This is a genomic window from Pseudomonas mucoides (assembly GCF_015461845.1).
GTDB lineage: Bacteria > Pseudomonadota > Gammaproteobacteria > Pseudomonadales > Pseudomonadaceae > Aquipseudomonas > Aquipseudomonas mucoides.
Genome location: NZ_JACOPW010000006.1, coordinates 89,080 through 109,477 on the forward strand (window position 1 = coordinate 89,080; position 20,398 = coordinate 109,477).

Sequence of the window (20,398 nt, forward strand, 5' to 3'; positions counted from 1 at the left end):
TAAGGCTCTAACATTCAACATCTCTGTTGTCTGAAAGTCCGCAATCGCGAGCAAGCTCGCTCCCACAGTGGATCGGGATGAGCCTCAGATTCGTTTGTCTCAGGCCGGCTTGGCCTCGACCAACGCTTCCTGCGCCGCTTCTTTCTCGGCTTCCTTGAGGTCTTCCTCGCTGATCATTTCCGCGATCACCCGCAGGCGCTCCACCACCCGCGCATTGACGCTGCCTTCAGGGAATTCGCCATTTTCATTCGGCGCCCCCGCCGGCTCGCCGACCAACAGGCTCAACGCTTCGTCCGCCTGACGCACCGCGTAAACATGGAACTGCCCCGCACGCACGGCAGCCAGCACCTTCTCGTCGAGCATCAAGGTGGCAACGTTCGCCTGCGGAATGATCGCACCTTGTTTGCCGGTCAGTCCGCGCGCTTCGCAGAGGCGGAAGAAGCCTTCGATCTTCTCGTTGACCCCGCCCACGGCCTGCACTTCACCGAACTGGTTGATCGAACCGGTGATCGCAAAGCACTGCTTGAGCGGTGTTTTCGACAAGGCCGAAATCAGCGTACAGGCTTCGCCCAGCGACGCACTGTCGCCATCGACATAACCGTAGGATTGCTCCAGGGCGATGCTCGCGGAAATCGCCAGCGGGAATTCCTGAGCGTAACGACTACCCAGATACCCGGTGAGGATCATCACGCCTTTGGAGTGAATCGGCTGCCCGAGGTTGACCTCACGCTCGATGTCGACAATGCCGCTGCCGCCCGGATACACCGTGGCGGAAATCCGCGCCGGTACACCGAAGGCCGAGTCGCCGACTTCCAGCACTGTCAGGCCGTTGCACTTGCCGACGGCGGCGCCATCGGTGTCGATCAGGATGATCCCGGCCAGCATGTCATCAAGAATCCGCGCCGAGACGCGCCCGGTACGGGTGGCCTTGGCCTTGAGCGCACGCTCGATGTGCCCGGCGTCGGTCATTTCATCGCCCGCCAGGTGGCGAATGAAATCCGCCTCGCTGACCAGTTGGAACAGATCGCCGATGCGCGCCGACAAACGCCCCTGGTGTTCAGCCAGACGCGCGCTGTAAGTCGCCAGACGTGCGACGGCATCCGCCGTCAGCGGCGCCATGCCTTCTTCGGAGGTGCGGGTTTTGAGCAACTGGGCGAACTGCTCCAGGCTCTCGTCGACCATCGGGATGTCTTCATCGAAGTCCACCAGGACGCGGAACATCTCCTGGAAGTCCGGATCAAGGTCTTGCAGCGTGTAATACAGCTGACGGGCACCGATGATGATGACTTTGACCGCCAGCGGAATGTGTTGCGGCGTCAGGGTGACAGTGGCCAGTCGCCCCAGTTCACCCAACGGCGATTCCATTTTCAGCTTGCGCGATTGCAGGGCGCGCTTGAGCGCATCCCAGACGAACGGCTCGCTGAGCATTTTTTCCGCTTCAAGAATCAGGAAGCCGCCGTTCGCCCGGTGCAAGGCACCCGGTCGCAGTTGTCGGTAGGTCGTGTACAGCGCACCCTGATCGGTGCTGTATTCAATCCGGCCGAACAGGTTTTCGTAAGTCGGGTGCGGCTCGAACACCACCGGCGCACCGCCGCTGGCCGAATGCCCGACCACCAGGCTCGGCGCGTATTGCTCTTCCAGCAGCTTGCGGGCAATGGCGTCGGTCTTGCTGTCGTCCACCAGTTGCTCGACCACCGTCTTCAGCAGGTAAACCTGCATCGCTTGCAGGTAACCGCATACAGCCGCGTTCTCGGCGTACTTCTCCGACAACGGCGACAACAGCGGCTGCAAGGCCAGGGTAATGGTCTCTTCGTTGAGGTGGCGCAGTTGATTGCTCGACTCACGCTTCCATTGCGGCAGGCTGGCGAGCTCCTCATTCAGACGCTCTTCCAGGCCGGAAATATCATCGTGAAAACGCTCGCGATCAGCTTCCGGCAATTGGGCGAACTCCGCTTCGTCCAGCGCCTTGCCTTCACTCATCGGGGTAAACGCGATGTTGCTGGCGTCGCGATACAGCGCGACTTCTTTCTCCAGGGCCAGGCGCTCGATGACGTCCAGCGCCTTGTCGTAACGCTGGTTGAAGGCGCGGTCGATGGCGCTTTTCTTTTGCTGGTAGGACGGGTGTTCAAACACCGCAGGAAAGGTCGCCAGCAGGTTATCGATCAAGCCGTTGATGTCGCCGATGAAGGCACCGGCGGTGCCCGACGGCAATTCCAGGGCGCGGGGCTCGCGCGGCTCATCGAAATTGTTGACGTAGACCCAGTCCGCCGGGGCCTGCTGGCGTTTGGCTTCGGCCTTCAGGTAGCGTTTGACGAACGAAAACCGGCCGGTGCCGGGTTCCCCCATGACGAACACGTTGTAACCGGGGCGTGGCATGGCCACACCGAACTGCAAGGCTTCGACCGCACGTTCCTGGCCAAGCACACCGCGGAAGGGCTCCAGATCATTGGTGGTAGAGAAGCTGAACTGTTCAGCGGAAAACGGACGGGTCAGCGCTTCAGGCGCTAGACGCAAGCTGGCAGCAACAGGATCAGGCATCGGGCTTCCTTACATCAGGCGGGGCAGATAGCGGCATTCTGGCGCTGCCCATACCCCACTTGCAAGGCGCGCCTCCAGCCAAAGCATAGACAAACTGCCATCCTCAGGCAGGCCGGGGCTAAATCACTGATTTCGGCGAATGTTTTGCAAAAAATCACGGAACCCCGTGATCGTGCCTAAACTCCAAACTGCGCGGCTGGACTAATAACCGGCCCAACTGGCGCCGACACGGGCCAGAACCCCTTGTCCATTGGTATGCACACTAAGAGAACATAGCTATGAAACGGATTCTTCTCGGTACTCTCTTCACCGTTGTATCCCTCAACGCCATGGCGCAAGCCCCAGGCGGGCCGGATTGCGGTTGGGGCAACATGCTGTTCGAAGGTCAGCGTGGCACCCCGGCTCACTTCCTGGCCTCCACCACCAACGGCACCTCCGGCAACGCAACCTTCGGTATGACCTCCGGCACCAACGGCTGCGCAACGAATGCGTCGCTGACCTACGGCGGCAAATCCTGGTTTGCCATGAATGGCATGATGAACGAGCTGTCCGAAGACATGGCCAAAGGTCAGGGCGAAGCGCTGACCACTTACGCCGTGGTCCTGGGCGTGGCGCCGGAAGACCGTGCGCATTTCGCCGCCGTGACTCACGAGCACTTCCAGCAAATCTTCAGCAAGGCTGACGTGACCGCTGAAGACGTGCATACCAACACCCTGGCCGTTCTGAAGAGCGATCCGCGTCTGGCCAAGTACGCCACTCAAGCTTAAGCTCGAACCGCCCGCTCCTTTCGGGGAGCGGATTTATTTTTTTGACCCGCCCCTCCTTGGGTCTTTGTTTTTTTCGACTTAAGTTGCCCACTATGCTCAAACGCCTTGCCTGGCTGGCGCTCTGTGTCTGCGCCCCGCTGGCCGCCGCGCCGCACATCGAACCTCAACGTTTGCAGCAACTGGCCAATGACCCCTTCTGGATTTCCCTGGGCCACTATGAAACCGCCAAGCTCGGCGGCTGGCGCAGCTATGTCAGCGACAAGAAATTCTTCCTTGCGCCCGACGGCAACGAACACCCCGACCATGAACTGGCCGCCACCGTGCAAGCGTTGTACGCCCCGGCCAGCGCCGGCGAACACCACGCCCAATGCGTCTATCCGGCCCGTACCCGCTGGCTGAAAGCACAGCTCAACCTGACCGATCTGCCGACACTGGACTGCCGCGAATTCAAGCAATGGTTCAAGGACGTCTCGCCCCACAGTGCGGTGATGATTTTCCCGGCAGCGTATTTGAACAGTCCGTCATCAATGTTTGGCCACACGTTGCTGCGCATCGACCAGGCTGATGTACAGAGCGACCACACGGCCCTGCTCAGTTATGCGATCAACTTCGGCGCCTACATCGAAGGTTCGGACAACAGCATCCTCTATGCCTGGAAAGGCTTGATGGGCGGTTATCCGGGGCTGTTCGCGCTGGTGCCCTATCAGGAAAAACTCTCGGAATACCGCAGCCTCGAGAACCGTGACTTGTGGGAATACCGGCTGAACCTGACCCAGGAAGAAACCGCACGCATGGTCGAGCATGTCTGGGAGCTGAAACAGATCAAGTTCGACTATTTTTTCTTCGACGAAAACTGCTCCTACCGCCTGCTGGAATTGCTGCAAGTGGCACGGCCGAGCCTGCGCCTGACCGAGCAATTCCCGCTGACTGCGATTCCGACCGACACCGTCAAAGCCGTGAAAGAGGCCGGTCTGGTGGAATCCATTCAATACCGCCCGTCCCGCGAACGTGAGTTGTTAAGTCGTGCCGAACCGCTGAACCCTGAAGAACAGCAATGGGTGCTCAAAGTCAGCGCCGATCAGAAACAGTTGCAGGCGCCCGCGTTCAAGGCGCAACCCAAGGCTCGCCAGGCGCTGATCATCGATGCGGCCTATCGTCTTGAACGCTACCGCGCCAATGGTCAGGAGCGCGACCCGGCGCGGGCTCAGCGCAGTTTCGAACTGCTGCGGGCGATCAACCAGAACCCGGCGCCGGAACTGGATATCCCACAACCCGGCCTGCCCGAGGATGGCCATGAATCGCGCACCTGGCAGGCCGGCATCGGCACCCGCGGTGACAAGGCGTTTGGCGAATACGGCTTGCGCATGGCCTATCACGATCTCAACGACAACGCCGAAAGCTTCCCGCTCGGCGCCCAGATTGAAATCCTGCAAATGAAACTGCGCCAGTACGAAGGCAATCACTGGCAGTTTCAGCAGCTGGATCTGGCGACAATTCGCTCCCTGACCCCGCGCAACGAGCTGCTGCAGCCGCTGTCGTGGCAGGTAACGGGCGGCCTGGAGCGGGTGCCGGGCAAGCATGACGACGAAACCCTGGTCAGCCACGTCAATGGCGGTGGCGGCGGTACCTGGCAATTGGGCGAGGACATGCTCGGTTTTGCACTGGGCACGGTGCGCATCGAACACAACAATGACTTCGCCGAATTCATCGCCCCCGCGGCGGGCTTCAACACTGGCGTACTGTGGAAAAACCCACTGGGCAACTTCAGTCTGGAGACCAAGGGCGATTTCTTCACCAATGGCGAAGTGCGCCGCAACATCAGCCTGAATCAGCAGTGGGAACTGTCGCGCAACCTCGGCCTGCGCCTGAGCGCCCAGCGCGACTTCAGCCACCTCGCCACACCCGAGAACGAAGTGATGCTTGAAGTGAAGTGGTATCACTACTGACTAAAATCCACCGCCCCCCCTGTAGGCGTGAGCCTGCTCGCGATAGCGGACTGTCATTCAGCATTGATGTCGACTGTCACACCGCTATCGCGAGCAGGCTCACTCCTACACGGGGATTGGCGTTATCCGACAGATTCATCACAGGCCTTTCACACACGCCTCACGAATCCACTTCTAGACTTCCCTTATAGCCGTTGCACGGCCCGGGAGTTTGAGATGTGGCGCTGCGTTGCAGTCATAGGTGTGTTGATATTGATCGCAGGTTGCCAGACAACCCACGAAGAGTTGATCTCCAAAGGTTATCCACCGGCTTTCGCCGACGGCTTCGATGACGGTTGCAGCAGTGGACGGCAAGCCGCCGGGGCGATCAGTGGCGAATTTCGCAAAAACGTCCCGCGTTATCTCAAGGACAAGCAGTACGCCGAAGGCTGGAGCGATGGCTTTCGTCAGTGTCAGGCCATGCTCGAGAACCAGAACCGCGATGACTATCGCAGCCACCATTGGGACGACCGGGACAAAGCCTGGCAGCAACAGAAAGACCAGGACGCTGCACGTGCCTATCACTCGCCATGAGTCGCTTACAGACATCCGCCGAAACTAAAGGCCTGCAACCATGGCCCAAACCCTATAACGGGAGAAGACCATGAGCCGGGCATTCGTCAACGAAGATAACGCCGCCGAGCAAGCCGATCAGCCGGTCGAACGGCAGGTCAGCACACAACCCAATTACGTCACACCCACAGGACTTGCGCAGTTGCAGGCGAAAGTCGCCGAGGTGCAAAACCTGATCAATGAACAGAGCGCGAAAGGTGAACTGGCCGACAAACAGCGCCAGGCCGACCTTGAGCGTGACTGGCGGTATTTCAACCAGCGACTGCAAAGCGCTCAACTGGTCGTGACTGCTTCCTCGACCGACAAGGTACAGATTGGCGCCTGGGTGACCTTTGCCGATGAACAGGGCAGCGAACAACGTGTGCAGTTGGTGGGTGAGGATCAGGCGGATGCCGCCAGCGGATTAATCAATTGGGGCTCGCCGTTGGGGCGGGCGTTGTTGGGCGCGCGGGTGGGGGATGAGGTGGTTTGGAAACGGCCGGTGGGGGATTTGGTGATTGAGGTGTTGAGCATAGATATTGAGTGACCATCAGGCCGCCTTCGCGACTGGGTCTATCTGAACGCCCATAAAAAAACGGAGCCCCGGAGGCTCCGTTTTTTATGCAACCGACCCGATATCAGGCCAGTTTCTTGTGCCGTACACGATGCGGCTGGGTAGCCGCTTCGCCGAGACGCTTGCGGCGGTCGGCTTCGTATTCGGTGTAGTTACCTTCGAAGAACACCGCTTGCGAATCGTCTTCGTACGCCAGGATGTGGGTCGCGACGCGGTCAAGGAACCACCGATCGTGAGAGATCACAATGGCGGCGCCCGGGAAGTCCAGCAGGGCTTCTTCCAGGGAACGCAGGGTTTCAACGTCGAGGTCGTTGGACGGTTCGTCGAGCAGCAGGACGTTGCCGCCCTCTTTCAGGGTCAGGGCCAGGTGCAAGCGACCCCGCTCACCACCGGACAGGTCCTTGACGAACTTCTGCTGATCGCCGCCCTTGAAGTTGAAGCGACCGACGTAGGTACGCGACGGGATCTCGTAGTTGCCGATGCGGATCTGGTCCGAACCGTCGGAGATCTGCTGGAACACGGTCTTGCTGCCGTCCAGGTCTTCTCGGCTCTGATCGACACACGCCAGTTGCACGGTTTCGCCGACTTCGATGCTGCCCGAATCCGGTTGTTCCTTGCCCATCAGCATGCGGAACAGGGTCGATTTACCGGCACCGTTACCGCCGATCACGCCCACGATGGCGCCTTTAGGCATGGAGAACGACAGGTTGTCGATCAACACGCGATCGCCGTAACCCTTGGAGACGTTCTTGAACTCGATGACCTTGTCGCCCAGGCGCGGACCGGCCGGGATGTAGATCTCGTTGGTTTCGCTGCGCTTCTGGAATTCCTGCGATTGCATTTCTTCGAAGCGTTGCAGACGAGCCTTGGATTTGGACTGGCGGGCCTTGGCGCCTTTGCGCACCCACTCCAGTTCTTCCTTCATGGCTTTTTCGTGAGCCGATTGCTGCTTGGATTCAGCGGCCAGACGATCGGACTTGGCTTCGAGCCAACCCGAATAGTTGCCCTCGTACGGAATACCGGCGCCGCGGTCGAGTTCCAGAATCCAGCCGGCAACGTTGTCCAGGAAGTAACGGTCGTGCGTGATCGCTACCACGGTGCCCGGGAAGTCGTGCAGGAAGTGCTCCAGCCAGGCGACGGAATCGGCGTCCAGGTGGTTGGTCGGTTCGTCGAGCAGCAGCATGTCGGGGGCGGACAGCAGCAGGCGGCACAGGGCCACACGACGCTTTTCACCACCGGACAGGAATTCGACCTTGGCATCCCACGCCGGCAGGCGCAGCGCATCGGCGGCGACTTCCAGTTGGCGATCCAGGTTGTGACCGTCGCTGGCTTGCAGGATAGCTTCGAGCTTGGCCTGTTCTGCCGCCAGTTTGTCGAAGTCGGCATCTTCTTCAGCGTAAGCCGCGTAGACCTCGTCCAGGCGCGCCTGGGCGTTCTTGATCACGCTGACCGCTTCCTCGACCACTTCACGCACGGTCTTGGTCGGGTCCAGGATCGGTTCCTGTGGCAGGTAGCCGATGTTCAGCTCCTGCATCGGACGGGCTTCGCCCTCGAACTCGGTGTCGACGCCGGCCATGATTTTCAGCAGCGTGGACTTACCCGAACCGTTGAGGCCGAGTACGCCGATCTTGGCGCCGGGGAAGAACGACAGAGAAATGTTTTTCAGGATTTCCCGCTTCGGCGGAACAACTTTGCCCAGCCGATGCATGGTGAAGACGTATTGAGCCATGGAGAACCTTGGGTCAGTGACAGATGAATGATTGCAGCGCAGGCGAAGCCCGGCCAGACCGTGCGCGTCGTTCGATTGATGGGGGTCAATGCGTGCGCGCTGAAAAAGTCTGAGTTTAGGAGCTGGAACGCTCCCGCGTAACCGGCAAAGCTACCTGAATGACGGAAGGCAGTCCAGCCGACAGGGGCTGGCACTTAGCCACAACTCAAGGCATGCTAGCCGCCCTTCGGGCGTCAGGCTTATAGTGCACGTCGCGCCAGTCCAGTCAAACCGCAGGATTCCAGTTTGCCTAATGCCACCCCGCCAGTTCCCGTGAGCGCCCCCAGTCCTGCGACCGGCTCGCCCCTGCGCGGAACCTTGAAAGGCGCACTGGCCACCCTCGTCCTGTTACTGCTCGCGCTGCTGTTCTGGCAGTTGCTGGATCAACTTCGCGAAACCCAGAAACACCAGCGCCAATACACCATCGATTACACCGCCGACCTGGCCGCGCAAATCAGCCTGAACATGGCGCTCAACGCCCAGATCGCCCTTAACCTGCTACCGATCGTCGAGCAACCGCAAAGTGCCGACGAACAACAGGCGTTACTGCGCAAGCTGCAGCAGTCATTGCCCGAATTGCGCAGCCTGGCGTTGCTCAGTCCCTCCGGAAAGATTATCAGCGACAGTGCCACTGACAGTCAGGACGCCGACTACCTGAGTGAACTGGTGCGGCGCAGTCACGCCCAGGCGCACTATTTCAGTAATGCCGATGACGGCTCCATGGTGCATCTACTATTGCATCAGGCCAGCGGCAGCACGCGAGGCTATTGGGCCTTGCGCCTGACACCGACCTTTTTCTCGGCCCTGACCAAACAAAACGAAGCCGGCATCCGCCCGCTGTGGCTGGTGGAGAACCGCGTCAATCGCCAGATCATCAGCCGCGATGATGCATTGCCGTCAAGCACGCCAACCGTGCTGACGCCAGATGAACTGGCCAGCAGTGTGCTGACCGTTCCCCTGAGCAGCAGCGACTGGCAGTTGCGTGGGTTGTTCGATCGGCAGCGGGTGCTCGAAGACCTGCTGCCGGCCTTCATCGGCAAATGCCTGCTGGGCCTGGCGCTCTCGTTACTGCCCTTCATTGCGTTGCTGAACATGCGCCGGCGTCAACGCCAGGTGCATGAAGGCCGTCGACGTTATCAGGACATTTTCGAAGGGACGGGAGTTGCCCTCTGTGTTCTCGATGTTTCCGGGCTCAAGAACGTTTTCGACAAGGCGCAGCTGAACAGCAGCGAACAATTGCAGGCCTGGCTTGATAATCCGGAACAACGACGGCAACTGCTGCAGGAGCTGCGCATCACCGAGGTCAACCTGGTTGCCCTGCAACTGCTCAACGTCAATTCCTGCGATCAAGCCTGGAACCTGCTGATCGACGGCAATCCGCTGGACGGCACCGCCATCGGCAATCAAGTGCTTGAAGCGGTGCTCAACCAGCAAAACCAGCTGGAGCTGGAAATCAAATTGCAGGGCGCCAATGAGCGTGATCAGCATTTGTGGCTGGTTCTGCGCCTGCCGGCCGATCAGGACGACTATAAAGCGGTGATCCTGAGCATCACCGACATCACCAGCCGCAAGCTGATCGAGCTGTCGCTGCTGGAACGTGAAGGGTTCTGGTCCGATGTGGTGCGCACCGTGCCGGATCACCTGTACGTGCAGGATGTGATCAGCCAGCGGATGATTTTCAGTAACCACCACCTGGGCCAGACCCTGGGTTACGACCGCACCGAACTGCATCAAATGGGTGAGTATTTCTGGGAAATCCTGCTGCACCCCGAAGACGCCGATTTCTACCACCGCTCCCGCCAGACCCAGCGCCAGGCGGGTTACAGTCAATTGATGCAGTGCCAGCTGCGCTTCCGTCATCGCGACGGCAAATGGCGGCGATTCGAGATTCGTGAACAGGCCCTGGCACGGGACAAGCACAATCAAGTCACGCGCATCATTGGCGTGGCCAAGGACATCACCGACCAGATCGAAGCCAGCGAATCGTTGCGCGACAGCGAGCAGCGTTACCGGATGCTCGCCGAAAGCATCAGCGACGTGATTTTCTCCACCGACAGCAAGCTGTCGCTCAACTACGTCAGCCCCTCGGTGCAAGCCGTGCTGAGTTATGACTCAGACTGGATCTTCCAGAACGGTTGGCAATCGATCGTCGCCAACCCGCAACAACTGACCGGCATCTTCACCCTGATGGACCGGGTCAGCAAAGCGCTGGATAAACCCGAGCAACTGGCGCTGTTGCGCAGCCAGGTGCAGACCCAACTGTTTCTGTTCGATTGCCTGCGGGCCGACGGTCGAAAGATTCCCATCGAGCTGCGGCTGGTGCTGGTCTGGGACGAACACGGTGCCTTCGAAGGCGTGCTCGGTGTCGGTCGCGACATCAGCCAGCAGCGCCGGGCCGAGAAAGACCTGCGCATGGCGGCCACGGTATTTGAGCACTCGACCTCGGCGATCCTGATCACCGACCCGGCCGGTTACATCGTTCAGGCCAACGAAGCGTTCAGTCGCGTCAGTGGTTACGCCGTGGAACAGGTGCTCGACCAGTTGCCGAACATCCTGACCGTCGACGAGCAGCAGGAAGCGCATCTGCGCTATGTGCTCAAGCAACTTCATCAAAACAGCACGTGGGAAGGTGAAGTCTGGCTCAAGCGCCGTAGCGGCGAACACTATCCGGCCTGGGTCGGTATCACGGCGGTACTCGATGACGAAGGCGACCTGGCCAGTTACGTGTGCTTCTTCAGCGACATCAGCGAACGCAAGGCCAGTGAGCAGCGGATTCACCGCCTCGCCTACTACGACGCCCTGACCCACCTGCCCAACCGCACGCTGTTCCAGGATCGCCTGCACACCGCGCTGCAATCGGCGGAACGACAGAAGTCGTGGGTGGTGCTGATGTTCCTCGACCTTGACCGTTTCAAACCGATCAACGACTCCCTCGGTCACGCCGCCGGCGACCGCATGCTCAAGGAAATGGCCACGCGCCTGCTCGGCTGCGTCGACGATGACGACACCGTGGCACGCATGGGCGGCGATGAATTCACCTTGCTGCTGCAGCCGAAGGTCAACCGTGAAGTCGCGCTGAACCGGGCGATCCACGTGGCAGAACAGATTCTCGCCAGCCTGGTAAAACCCTTTGTGCTCGAAGGGCGCGAGTTCTTCGTCACGGCCAGTATCGGCATCGCCCTGAGCCCGCAGGACGGCAACGAACTCAGTCAGTTGATGAAGAACGCCGACACGGCGATGTACCACGCCAAGGAACGCGGCAAGAATAATTTCCAGTTTTATCAGGCGGACATGAACGCCAGCGCCCTGGAACGCCTGGAGCTGGAAAGCGACTTGCGCCACGCGTTGGAACAGAACGAATTCGTGCTGTATTACCAACCGCAGTTCAGCGGCGATGGTAAACGCCTGACCGGTGCCGAAGCCTTGCTGCGCTGGCGTCATCCGCGACGCGGACTGGTGCCGCCGGGGGATTTCATTCCGGTGCTCGAAGAGCTCGGTCTGGTGGTGGATGTCGGCGACTGGGTGATCGCCGAAGCCTGCCGTCAGCTCAAGACCTGGCACCAGACCAAGGTCCGTGTGCCGAAGGTGTCGGTGAACATCTCGGCGCGGCAGTTCTCCGACGGCCAGCTGGGCACGCGGATCGCCACCATTCTCAGGGAAACCGGCCTGCCGCCGGCGTGCCTGGAGCTGGAACTGACCGAAAGTATCCTGATGCGCGAAGTCAGCGAAGCGATGCAGATACTCGCCGGGTTGAAGAACCTCGGCCTGAGCATTGCGGTCGACGACTTCGGCACCGGTTATTCATCGCTCAACTACCTCAAGCAATTCCCGATCGATGTGCTGAAAATCGACCGCACCTTCGTCGATGGGCTGCCGTCGGGCGAACAGGATGCACAGATTGCCCGAGCGATCATCGCCATGGCCCACAGCCTGAACCTGGCGGTGATCGCCGAAGGCGTGGAAACCCATGAGCAACTCGAATTCCTGCGTGAGCATGGGTGCGATGAGGTTCAGGGGTATCTGTTCGGACGACCGATGCCGGCCAATCGGTTTGAGGCGCAGTTCAGCAATGATGCGCTCTTCATGTTCGACTGAGATTTTGTGCGGCAGCGACCGGCCCTATCGCGAGCAAGTTCGCTCCCACAGGTTTTTGGGGTGTACACCCCCTTTGTGAACACCGCAGATCCACTGTCGGAGCGAGCTTGCTGGCGATGAGGCCAGCACGATCACCGCTGATCCCGTCATGAAGCCCACTTGTCTGCGACATGATGTCCTTTCATATGCCATCTAAAAGCGGTTGGGTTAGAATGCCCCCCTTTTCTGCCCCCGATCCTTGAGGACCGCCATGTTCAGCCGTGATTTGACTATTGCCAAGTACGACGCCGATCTTTTTGCCGCCATGGAGCAAGAAGCTCAGCGCCAGGAAGAACACATCGAGCTGATCGCTTCGGAAAACTACACCAGCCCAGCGGTGATGGAGGCTCAAGGCTCGGTACTGACCAACAAGTACGCCGAAGGCTACCCGGGCAAGCGCTACTACGGTGGTTGCGAGTTCGTCGACGTCGTCGAGCAGCTTGCAATTGATCGTGCCAAGGAACTGTTCGGCGCCGATTACGCCAACGTTCAACCGCACGCCGGTTCCCAAGCCAACAGCGCCGTTTACCTGGCCCTGCTGTCGGCTGGCGACACCATCCTGGGCATGAGCCTGGCCCACGGTGGTCACCTGACCCACGGTGCCAGCGTTTCATCCTCCGGCAAACTGTACAACGCCATCCAGTACGGCATCGACGCCAACGGCCTGATCGACTACGACGAAGTCGAGCGTCTGGCGGTTGAGCACAAGCCGAAAATGATCGTGGCCGGTTTCTCTGCCTACTCGCAGATTCTTGACTTCCCACGCTTCCGCGAAATCGCTGACAAAGTCGGTGCTTACCTGTTCGTCGACATGGCCCACGTGGCCGGTTTGGTCGCCGCTGGCGTCTACCCGAACCCGGTGCCATTCGCTGACGTCGTGACCACCACCACGCACAAGACCCTGCGCGGTCCACGTGGCGGCCTGATCCTGGCTCGCGCCAACGCCGACATCGAGAAAAAGCTGAACTCCGCGGTATTCCCGGGCGCCCAGGGTGGCCCGCTGGAGCACGTGATCGCCGCTAAAGCGATCTGCTTCAAGGAAGCGCTGCAGCCTGAGTTCAAGACCTACCAGCAACAAGTGGTGAAAAACGCCAAGGCCATGGCCGGCGTATTCATCGAGCGCGGTTTCGACGTGGTATCGGGCGGTACTGAAAACCACCTGTTCCTGCTGTCGCTGATCAAGCAGGAAATCTCCGGTAAAGACGCTGACGCCGCTCTGGGCAAGGCGTTCATCACCGTGAACAAGAACTCCGTGCCAAACGACCCTCGCTCCCCGTTCGTCACCTCCGGCCTGCGCTTCGGCACTCCGGCGGTAACCACTCGCGGCTTCAAGGAAGCCGAGTGCAAGGAACTGGCTGGCTGGATCTGCGACATCCTGGCTGACCTGAACAACGAAGCGGTGATCGACGCCGTTCGTGAGAAGGTCAAGGCCATCTGCAAGAAACTGCCGGTGTACGGCGCTTAATTGCACCGCTAGACCAGCAACATGAAAAACCGGCCAGAGATGGCCGGTTTTTTTTTCACCTGTGATTTTTTCGAGGGTCGAAAAGGCTCAAGATCGGGGCATTCCGCGCAACTGGTAAGACCGGTCATGCCACTGATGCAATTTCTGCTTGCGACCACCTAAAACCTGCGTCTAGACTGCGCCTGCACTGGACATACCGGTAAGACCACAATAATTAAGTCCTGAATCTGATGCGCCTCGCGCACGGCAGCCAGGACACCGACCAGGATTCCTCCCATGCTCAGATGGTGCTCGCGTTCAATCTTCCTTCAAGTGGTTCTCGGACTGGTGCTCGGCATCGTCTGCGGGCTGACCCTTCCCGAATACTCCGCCCAGCTCAAACCCCTCGGCGACGGTTTCATCAAGCTGATCAAGATGCTCATTGGCCTGATCGTGTTTTGTGTGGTGGTCAGCGGCATCAGCGGTGCCGGCGATCTGAAGAAGGTCGGGCGCATTGGCCTCAAATCGGTGATTTACTTTGAAGTGTTGACCACCATCGCCTTGGTGATCGGCCTGGTCTTCGCCTTCAGCACCGGCATCGGCAGTGGCGCGAACATTCATCTGGATCAGCTCTCTGCTGCCGACATGGGTGACATCGCCCAGCGCGGCCAGCACATGCACACCACCACGCAATTCCTGATGGACCTGATCCCGACCTCGGTGATTGGCGCCTTCGCCGACAACAACATCCTGCAGGTGCTGCTGTTTTCGGTGCTGTTCGGCAGCGCGTTGAACCTGGTGGGCGAAGCGGCCTCGGGCATCTCCCGACTGATCAATGAACTGAGCCACGTCATTTTCCGCATCATGGGCATGATCGTGCGCCTGGCGCCGATCGGCGTGTTCGGCGCAATAGCCTTCACCACCAGCAAATATGGCCTGGATTCGCTGCAGCATCTGGGCAGCCTGGTCGGCCTGTTTTACCTGACGTGCGCCGCTTTTGTGTCGCTGATCCTCGGCCTGGTGATGCGCCTGTCCGGCCTGCGTATGTGGCCGCTGCTCAAGTACCTGCGCGAAGAACTGCTGATCGTCATGGGCACCGCTTCGTCAGACGCCGTGTTGCCGCAAATCATGCGCAAGCTTGAGCATCTGGGCATCGGCAGCTCGACGGTCGGGCTGGTGATTCCGACCGGTTACTCGTTCAACCTCGACGGTTTCTCGATTTACCTGACCCTCGCCATCGTGTTCATCGCCAACGCCACCGGTACGCCGCTGGCCATGACCGACTTGCTCACGATTCTGCTGGTGTCCTTGATCACGTCCAAAGGCGCCCACGGTATTCCCGGCTCGGCGCTGGTGATTCTCGCGGCCACCCTGACAGCGATCCCGGCGATTCCGGTGGTTGGCCTGGTGTTGGTGCTCGCGGTGGACTGGTTCATGGGCATCGGCCGGGCGCTGACCAACCTGATCGGCAACTGCGTTGCCACCGTGGCCATCGCCCGCTGGGAGAAAGACATAGACATCCAGCGCGCGAACAAGGTGCTTTCCGGTCAGGTGGGTTATACCTTCCAGCCGAGAAAACCGGTCGCGCCGGCGCACCAGCAGGAATTTTGAATCAAGTGGGAGCCTGCCAGACGGCGGGCTCCCCTGCCTTTATCCATGGAGCAAACCGTGATTACCACTTCAACGGTCGTCAATTCAGTCGTAGAAAAACTTCGGGCCGCACTGGCCCGTGGTCAGTGGCGCTCCGGCGAGATGTTGCCGGGCCAGCGTGAACTGGCCGAACAACTGGGCATCAGCCGTCCGAGCCTGCGCGAAGCCGTGATCGTGCTGGAAACCCTCGGTCTGGTGCGCTCGATGCCGGGCAAAGGCGTGGTGGTGCTCGACGCCCACCTCGGCGACAGCCAAAGCCACGACAGCGCAGTGGCCGGCGCGAGCCTGGAAGACGTGCTGCAGCTGCGCTACACCCTTGAGCCGTTCATCGTCGGTCTGGTGGCGCAGTCGATCAGCAGCAAGGAAGTCGGGCAACTGCGCCTGACCCTGATGGACATGCGCGAAGCGCTGGAAGCCAACGACGCCGAGGCCGGGGTCAACGCCTACATCGCCTTCCACGAAGAATTGTTCACGCTGACGTCCAATCCGATTTTCCAGAGCGTGGTGCAGCAGACCAGTAACGCACTCAAGCAAAGCGCGCAAGTGCTGCGCAACTCGCCGGAACACCTGGCCGAGCGCTTGGAAGAAAACGAAGCCGTGGTGCGCGCCATCCGTAGCAAGAACAGCGCCCAGGCCAGTGCCGAAATGCGTCGGCACATCCTTCGCGAAGGACGGCGAATGGGCATCGAATTGAACATACCGGAAGACAACCTCGGCAGTTAAAACCATTGGAACCGGAGACCGGCCATGAACAGCTTCGCTTCACCGCAGACGCTTGTTGCCCTGCCCTTTCCCAACCGGGAGGAGAATCTGTATTCACGGGTTTTCGATGCGATTCTCGAACAGCGCCTTGATGCGGGCAGTCGTTTTACCGAAGAAAGCCTGGCGCAGATGTTCAACGCTCGACGCGGTGATATCCGGGGCGTGCTGACGCGATTGGCTCATCAGCAGATCATCGTCCTTCGGGCAAATCATCGGCCCCGTGTCGCTGCGCTCGATGTCGAGCAGGTCCGGCAAACGCTGCATGCACGGCGGCTGGCCGAGATCACGCTGGTGCGGTTGGCCTGTCAGCACCCGTGCCCGCACGCGTTAAAACGCCTGGGAGCGTTGATCGACAGCGAGCGCGAAAGTACCCAGCGTGGTTCGGCGATTCGGTTGTCGGGGGAGTTTCATTTACAACTGGCGAAAATGGCGGGGAATGCTCCTTTGGCGCATTTTCTGGACAGTCTGGTGCCGCTGACTGCGTTGGCCGTTGCGCAGTTTGATGGCTGGCTGGAGGGTTATTGCGATTGGCAGGTGCATCAGCGGGTTTTGACGGCGGTGGAGCGTGGCGATGAGGAGATGGCGGTCGCCTTGCTGAATCAGCATCTGGATCATTTGGGAGCGGTGTTGCTGAGCTCTGGGCCGACTCTCAGCCAGAATCGTGTTGCCGGGTAAATCGCCATCGCGAGCAGGCTCACGCCTACAATTGGAATGCATTCCCCTGTAGAAGTGAGCCTGCTCGCGAAGAGGCTCTTTCAGCCACCGAAAATATCAGGGCTGCGCCGCCACCCGCGCAAATCCCTCACGAATCTTCTCTTCCGGCAAATCATCGGCAATAAACACGATCACGCTTTCCCGCGCCTCGCCCTCTGCCCATTCCGTGTCCCAGTCGAATCCGTACAACTTCAGGACACCCTGGAACACCATGCGTCGCGGCTCGCCAGCAATGTTCAACACGCCTTTGTAGCGCAGCAACTGCTTGCCGTGATCCTCCAGCAGCTCATTCATGAACTCGCTGAGTTTGTCGATATCCAGTGGCTGGTCGGTGCGCAGCACCAGGCTGGAGATGCGGTCGATGGACGGCGCTTTGCTCACCGGACGCAAACTCACGCCACCGCCGAGGTCGGCATTCAGGTTAAAACCACGCACGTCGAGCAATTCGGCCAGGTCGATCTGGCCGTGATCGACCACGCGGATCGGTGCACGCCGGTTGATGCGGGTCAGACGCTCACTCAATGCGGTGAACGTCGGCTCGTCCACCAGATCGCGTTTGCTCACCAGCAAGCGGTCGGCGAAACCGATTTGCGCCTGGGCGATGGTTTGGGTCAGGTGAGTCTCGGCGTGCGCCGCGTCCACCAGGGTGATGATGCCGTCGAGGATGTAGCGCTCGCGCAGCTCTTCATCGATGAAGAAGGTTTGCGCCACCGGCGCCGGATCGGCCAGCCCGGTGCATTCGATCACCAGACGGTCGAAGGCGATGTCGCCGCTGTCCAGGCGTTCGAGCAACAGGTACAGCGCTTTGGTGAGGTCGGTGTGGATGGTGCAGCAGACACAGCCGTTGGACAGCGTCATGACTTGTACCGGCTCGTCGCCCAACAGCTGGGTGTCGATACCGGCATCACTGAATTCGTTTTCGATCACGGCGATTTTCAGCCCGTGCTCGGCTTTGAGCAGGTGGCGCAACAGCGTGGTCTTGCCAGCGCCGAGGAAGCCGCTGAGGATTGTTACCGGGATGGGAGAGGACAAACTGGATCTCCTGACTCACAAAATTAAAGTATCAACACAAAACAACTGTGGGAGCGAGCTTGCTCGCGATAGCGGCTTAACATTCAACATCACTGTTGATTGAAATTCCGCCATCGCGAGCAAGCTCGCTCCCACAGGTATTGCTGTTAAGCCGACAACCGGATCAACAGCACTTCGGCCCACCCTTGCCACCGTAACGAGCTTCCTGGCGTTCGCGGAAGAACATCTCGTAGCTCATCACCGGTTTGTCCGGGTGTTTGGTTTGCATATGCTCGACGTAGTTGTCGTAGTCGGGCATGCCGACCATCAGGCGCGCGGCCTGACCGAGGTATTTACCGAGGCGACTCAGGTCATTGAACATGCTTGCAATCCTCGATTACGCGTCCGGCAGGGCCTGGAATGGCGCTTCTTTATCCGTACGCTCTTTGGTACCCCAGGCGGCAATGCCGACCTTGAGTGCGTAGAACAGGATACTGAAGACCACGAACAGGAACAGCGCTGTCAGCGTTGCGTTGGTGTAGGCATTGAAGATCACGTGCTGCATCTGCGTGATGTCCTTGGCCGGGGCAAGGAGCTGACCATTGGCCAGCGCATCGCTGTATTTCTTCGCCAGCGACAGGAAGCCGATGGCCGGATTAGCGTCGAACAGCTTGATGAAACCCGCCGTCACGGTGCAGATCAGCAGCCAGACGGCCGGCAGCATGGTCACCCAGATATAGCGTTGGCGTTTCATTTTGATCAGCACAACGGTTGCCAGCATCAGCGCGATACCAGCCAGCATCTGGTTGGAGATACCGAACAGCGGCCACAAGGTGTTGATCCCGCCCAACGGGTCGATCACGCCTTGGTAGAGCAACCAGCCCCACATCGCCACACAACCGCCGGTGGCGATCAGGTTGGCGGTCCAGGACTCGGTACGGCGCAAGGCCGGCACGAAGGAGCCGAGCAAATCCTGGAGCATGAAGCGACCGGCACGGGTACCGGCATCGACCGCCGTCAGGATGAACAGCGCTTCGAACAGGATCGCGAAGTGGTACCAGAACGCCATGGTGTTTTCACCCGGCAGGACACTGTGCAGGATCTGCGCGATCCCCACCGCCAGGGTCGGTGCGCCACCGGCACGGGCCAGGATAGTGGTTTCACCAATGTCATGGGCCACCGCTTGCAGGGCTTCCGGGGTAATCGCAAAGCCCCAGCTGCTGACGGTTTGCGCGACCGCTACGATGTCACCACCAACTACGGCAGCCGGGCTGTTCATCGCGAAGTACACGCCCGGCTCGATCACCGAGGCGGCAACCATGGCCATGATGGCCACGAAGGATTCCATCAACATCGCGCCGTAACCGATGTAACGGGAATTGACTTCGTTATCCAGCAGCTTCGGCGTGGTGCCGGAAGAGATCAGCGCGTGGAAACCCGAGACCGCGCCACAGGCGATGGTGATGAACAGGAACGGGAACAGACCACCCTTCCACACCGGACCGGTGCCGTCGATGAACTGGGTCAGCGCGGGCATTTTCAGCTCGGGCATGGTCACTAGAATGCCGATCGCCAAGGCCACGATGGTGCCGATTTTCAGGAACGTCGACAGGTAGTCACGGGGTGCCAGGATCAGCCACACCGGCAGTACCGCCGCGACAAAACCGTAGCCGACCAGCATCCAGGTGATCTGGATCCCGGTGAAACTGAACGCCTTGGCCCAGACCGGATCAGCGGCAATCTGCCCACCGAGCCAGATCGAACCGAGCAGCAACGCCACGCCGACCACGGAGATTTCGCCAATGCGACCCGGACGGATGTAGCGCATGTAGATGCCCATGAACATCGCAATCGGGATGGTCGCCATCACCGTGAAAATGCCCCACGGGCTTTCGGCCAGGGCTTTCACCACGATCAGCGCCAGCACCGCGAGGATGATGATCATGATCAGAAAGCAGCCAAACAGCGCGATAGTGCCGGGGATACGGCCCATTTCTTCGCGGACCATGTCGCCCAGGGACCGGCCATTGCGGCGGGTCGACATGAACAACACCATGAAGTCCTGAACCGCACCGGCCAGCACCACGCCGGCAATCAGCCACAATGTGCCGGGCAGATACCCCATCTGCGCCGCCAACACCGGCCCGACCAGCGGCCCCGCGCCAGCAATGGCTGCGAAGTGGTGACCGAAGAGGATGTGCTTGTTGGTCGGAACGTAGTCCAGACCGTCATTATTGAGTACGGCGGGGGTGGCCCGTCGCGGGTCGAGTTGCATCACATTGGTGGCGATGAACAGACTGTAGTAGCGATACGCAACCAGATAAATGGCCACGGCAGCGACTACAATCCACAGGGCGTTGATCGCCTCACCTCGGCGCAATGCCACCACACCAAGGGCGCACGCACCGACGATTGCCAGCAGCAGCCAGGGTAAATGGCGTAGCAGGCTATTATTATTTTTCATTTTATGATTCCAGCCAGAGTGGACAAGAAAGACAG

Annotated in this window: 14 protein-coding genes; 9 read left to right on the top strand and 5 right to left on the bottom strand. The window is 59.8% G+C overall.

The window, feature by feature from the left end; genetic code table 11:
• Positions 1-99 precede the first annotated feature (99 nt).
• Positions 100-2,538, bottom strand: a complete 2,439-nt coding sequence (locus H8F22_RS23725; protein WP_027924209.1) for a Lon protease family protein — start codon at positions 2,536-2,538, stop codon at positions 100-102.
• Between the two features lie 278 nt (positions 2,539-2,816).
• On the opposite strand from H8F22_RS23725, the gene H8F22_RS23730 reads away from it, so the two are divergent.
• From H8F22_RS23730 to H8F22_RS23745, 4 genes are all read left to right on the top strand, one after another.
• Complete coding sequence (locus H8F22_RS23730) at positions 2,817-3,305, top strand: DUF3015 domain-containing protein (protein ID WP_027924210.1); 489 nt, start codon at positions 2,817-2,819, stop codon at positions 3,303-3,305.
• Positions 3,306-3,397: 92 nt separating this feature from the next.
• On the top strand, positions 3,398-5,251 hold the full coding sequence (locus H8F22_RS23735; RefSeq protein WP_194940753.1) for an Lnb N-terminal periplasmic domain-containing protein: 1,854 nt from the start codon (positions 3,398-3,400) through the stop codon (positions 5,249-5,251).
• A 216-nt stretch (positions 5,252-5,467) separates the two neighbouring features.
• Positions 5,468-5,824 carry a hypothetical protein gene (locus H8F22_RS23740; RefSeq protein ID WP_027924212.1) on the top strand — a complete coding sequence of 119 codons (357 nt, stop codon included), beginning with the start codon at positions 5,468-5,470 and terminating at the stop codon, positions 5,822-5,824.
• Positions 5,825-5,894: 70 nt separating this feature from the next.
• Complete coding sequence (locus tag H8F22_RS23745; protein WP_027924213.1) at positions 5,895-6,389, top strand: GreA/GreB family elongation factor; 495 nt, start codon at positions 5,895-5,897, stop codon at positions 6,387-6,389.
• Positions 6,390-6,480: 91 nt separating this feature from the next.
• Here the strand turns inward: H8F22_RS23745 and ettA are convergent, their stop codons facing one another.
• Positions 6,481-8,145: an energy-dependent translational throttle protein EttA gene (gene ettA / locus H8F22_RS23750; protein WP_027924214.1), complete on the bottom strand. Its 1,665-nt coding sequence runs from the start codon at positions 8,143-8,145 to the stop codon at positions 6,481-6,483.
• Between the two features lie 285 nt (positions 8,146-8,430).
• On the opposite strand from ettA, the gene H8F22_RS23755 reads away from it, so the two are divergent.
• The 5 genes from H8F22_RS23755 to H8F22_RS23775 all read left to right on the top strand — a co-directional run bounded on the left by H8F22_RS23755 (position 8,431) and on the right by H8F22_RS23775 (position 16,849).
• Positions 8,431-12,279: a sensor domain-containing protein gene (locus H8F22_RS23755; RefSeq protein WP_194940754.1), complete on the top strand. Its 3,849-nt coding sequence runs from the start codon at positions 8,431-8,433 to the stop codon at positions 12,277-12,279.
• Between the two features lie 250 nt (positions 12,280-12,529).
• Positions 12,530-13,783: a serine hydroxymethyltransferase gene (gene glyA / locus H8F22_RS23760; protein ID WP_059182128.1), complete on the top strand. Its 1,254-nt coding sequence runs from the start codon at positions 12,530-12,532 to the stop codon at positions 13,781-13,783.
• Positions 13,784-14,059: 276 nt separating this feature from the next.
• Positions 14,060-15,373, top strand: coding sequence for a C4-dicarboxylate transporter DctA (locus tag H8F22_RS23765; protein WP_027924217.1), 1,314 nt, complete (start codon positions 14,060-14,062; stop codon positions 15,371-15,373).
• A 57-nt stretch (positions 15,374-15,430) separates the two neighbouring features.
• Positions 15,431-16,135: a FadR/GntR family transcriptional regulator gene (locus H8F22_RS23770; RefSeq protein WP_027924218.1), complete on the top strand. Its 705-nt coding sequence runs from the start codon at positions 15,431-15,433 to the stop codon at positions 16,133-16,135.
• Positions 16,136-16,159: 24 nt separating this feature from the next.
• On the top strand, positions 16,160-16,849 hold the full coding sequence (locus H8F22_RS23775; RefSeq protein ID WP_194940755.1) for a GntR family transcriptional regulator: 690 nt from the start codon (positions 16,160-16,162) through the stop codon (positions 16,847-16,849).
• Positions 16,850-16,945: 96 nt separating this feature from the next.
• Here H8F22_RS23775 and yjiA read toward each other — a convergent pair whose 3' ends face one another.
• From yjiA to H8F22_RS23790, 3 genes are all read right to left on the bottom strand, one after another.
• On the bottom strand, positions 16,946-17,920 hold the full coding sequence (yjiA, locus tag H8F22_RS23780) for a GTPase (protein ID WP_027924220.1): 975 nt from the start codon (positions 17,918-17,920) through the stop codon (positions 16,946-16,948).
• A gap of 163 nt (positions 17,921-18,083) precedes the next feature.
• The gene (locus tag H8F22_RS23785; RefSeq protein ID WP_007895266.1) at positions 18,084-18,281 is read right to left on the bottom strand and encodes a YbdD/YjiX family protein; all 198 of its coding nucleotides are present in this window, start codon (positions 18,279-18,281) and stop codon (positions 18,084-18,086) included.
• Positions 18,282-18,296: 15 nt separating this feature from the next.
• A complete protein-coding gene (locus H8F22_RS23790) occupies positions 18,297-20,363 on the bottom strand; it encodes a carbon starvation CstA family protein (protein WP_027924221.1) in 2,067 nt (688 codons plus the stop codon).
• Positions 20,364-20,398 lie beyond the last annotated feature (35 nt).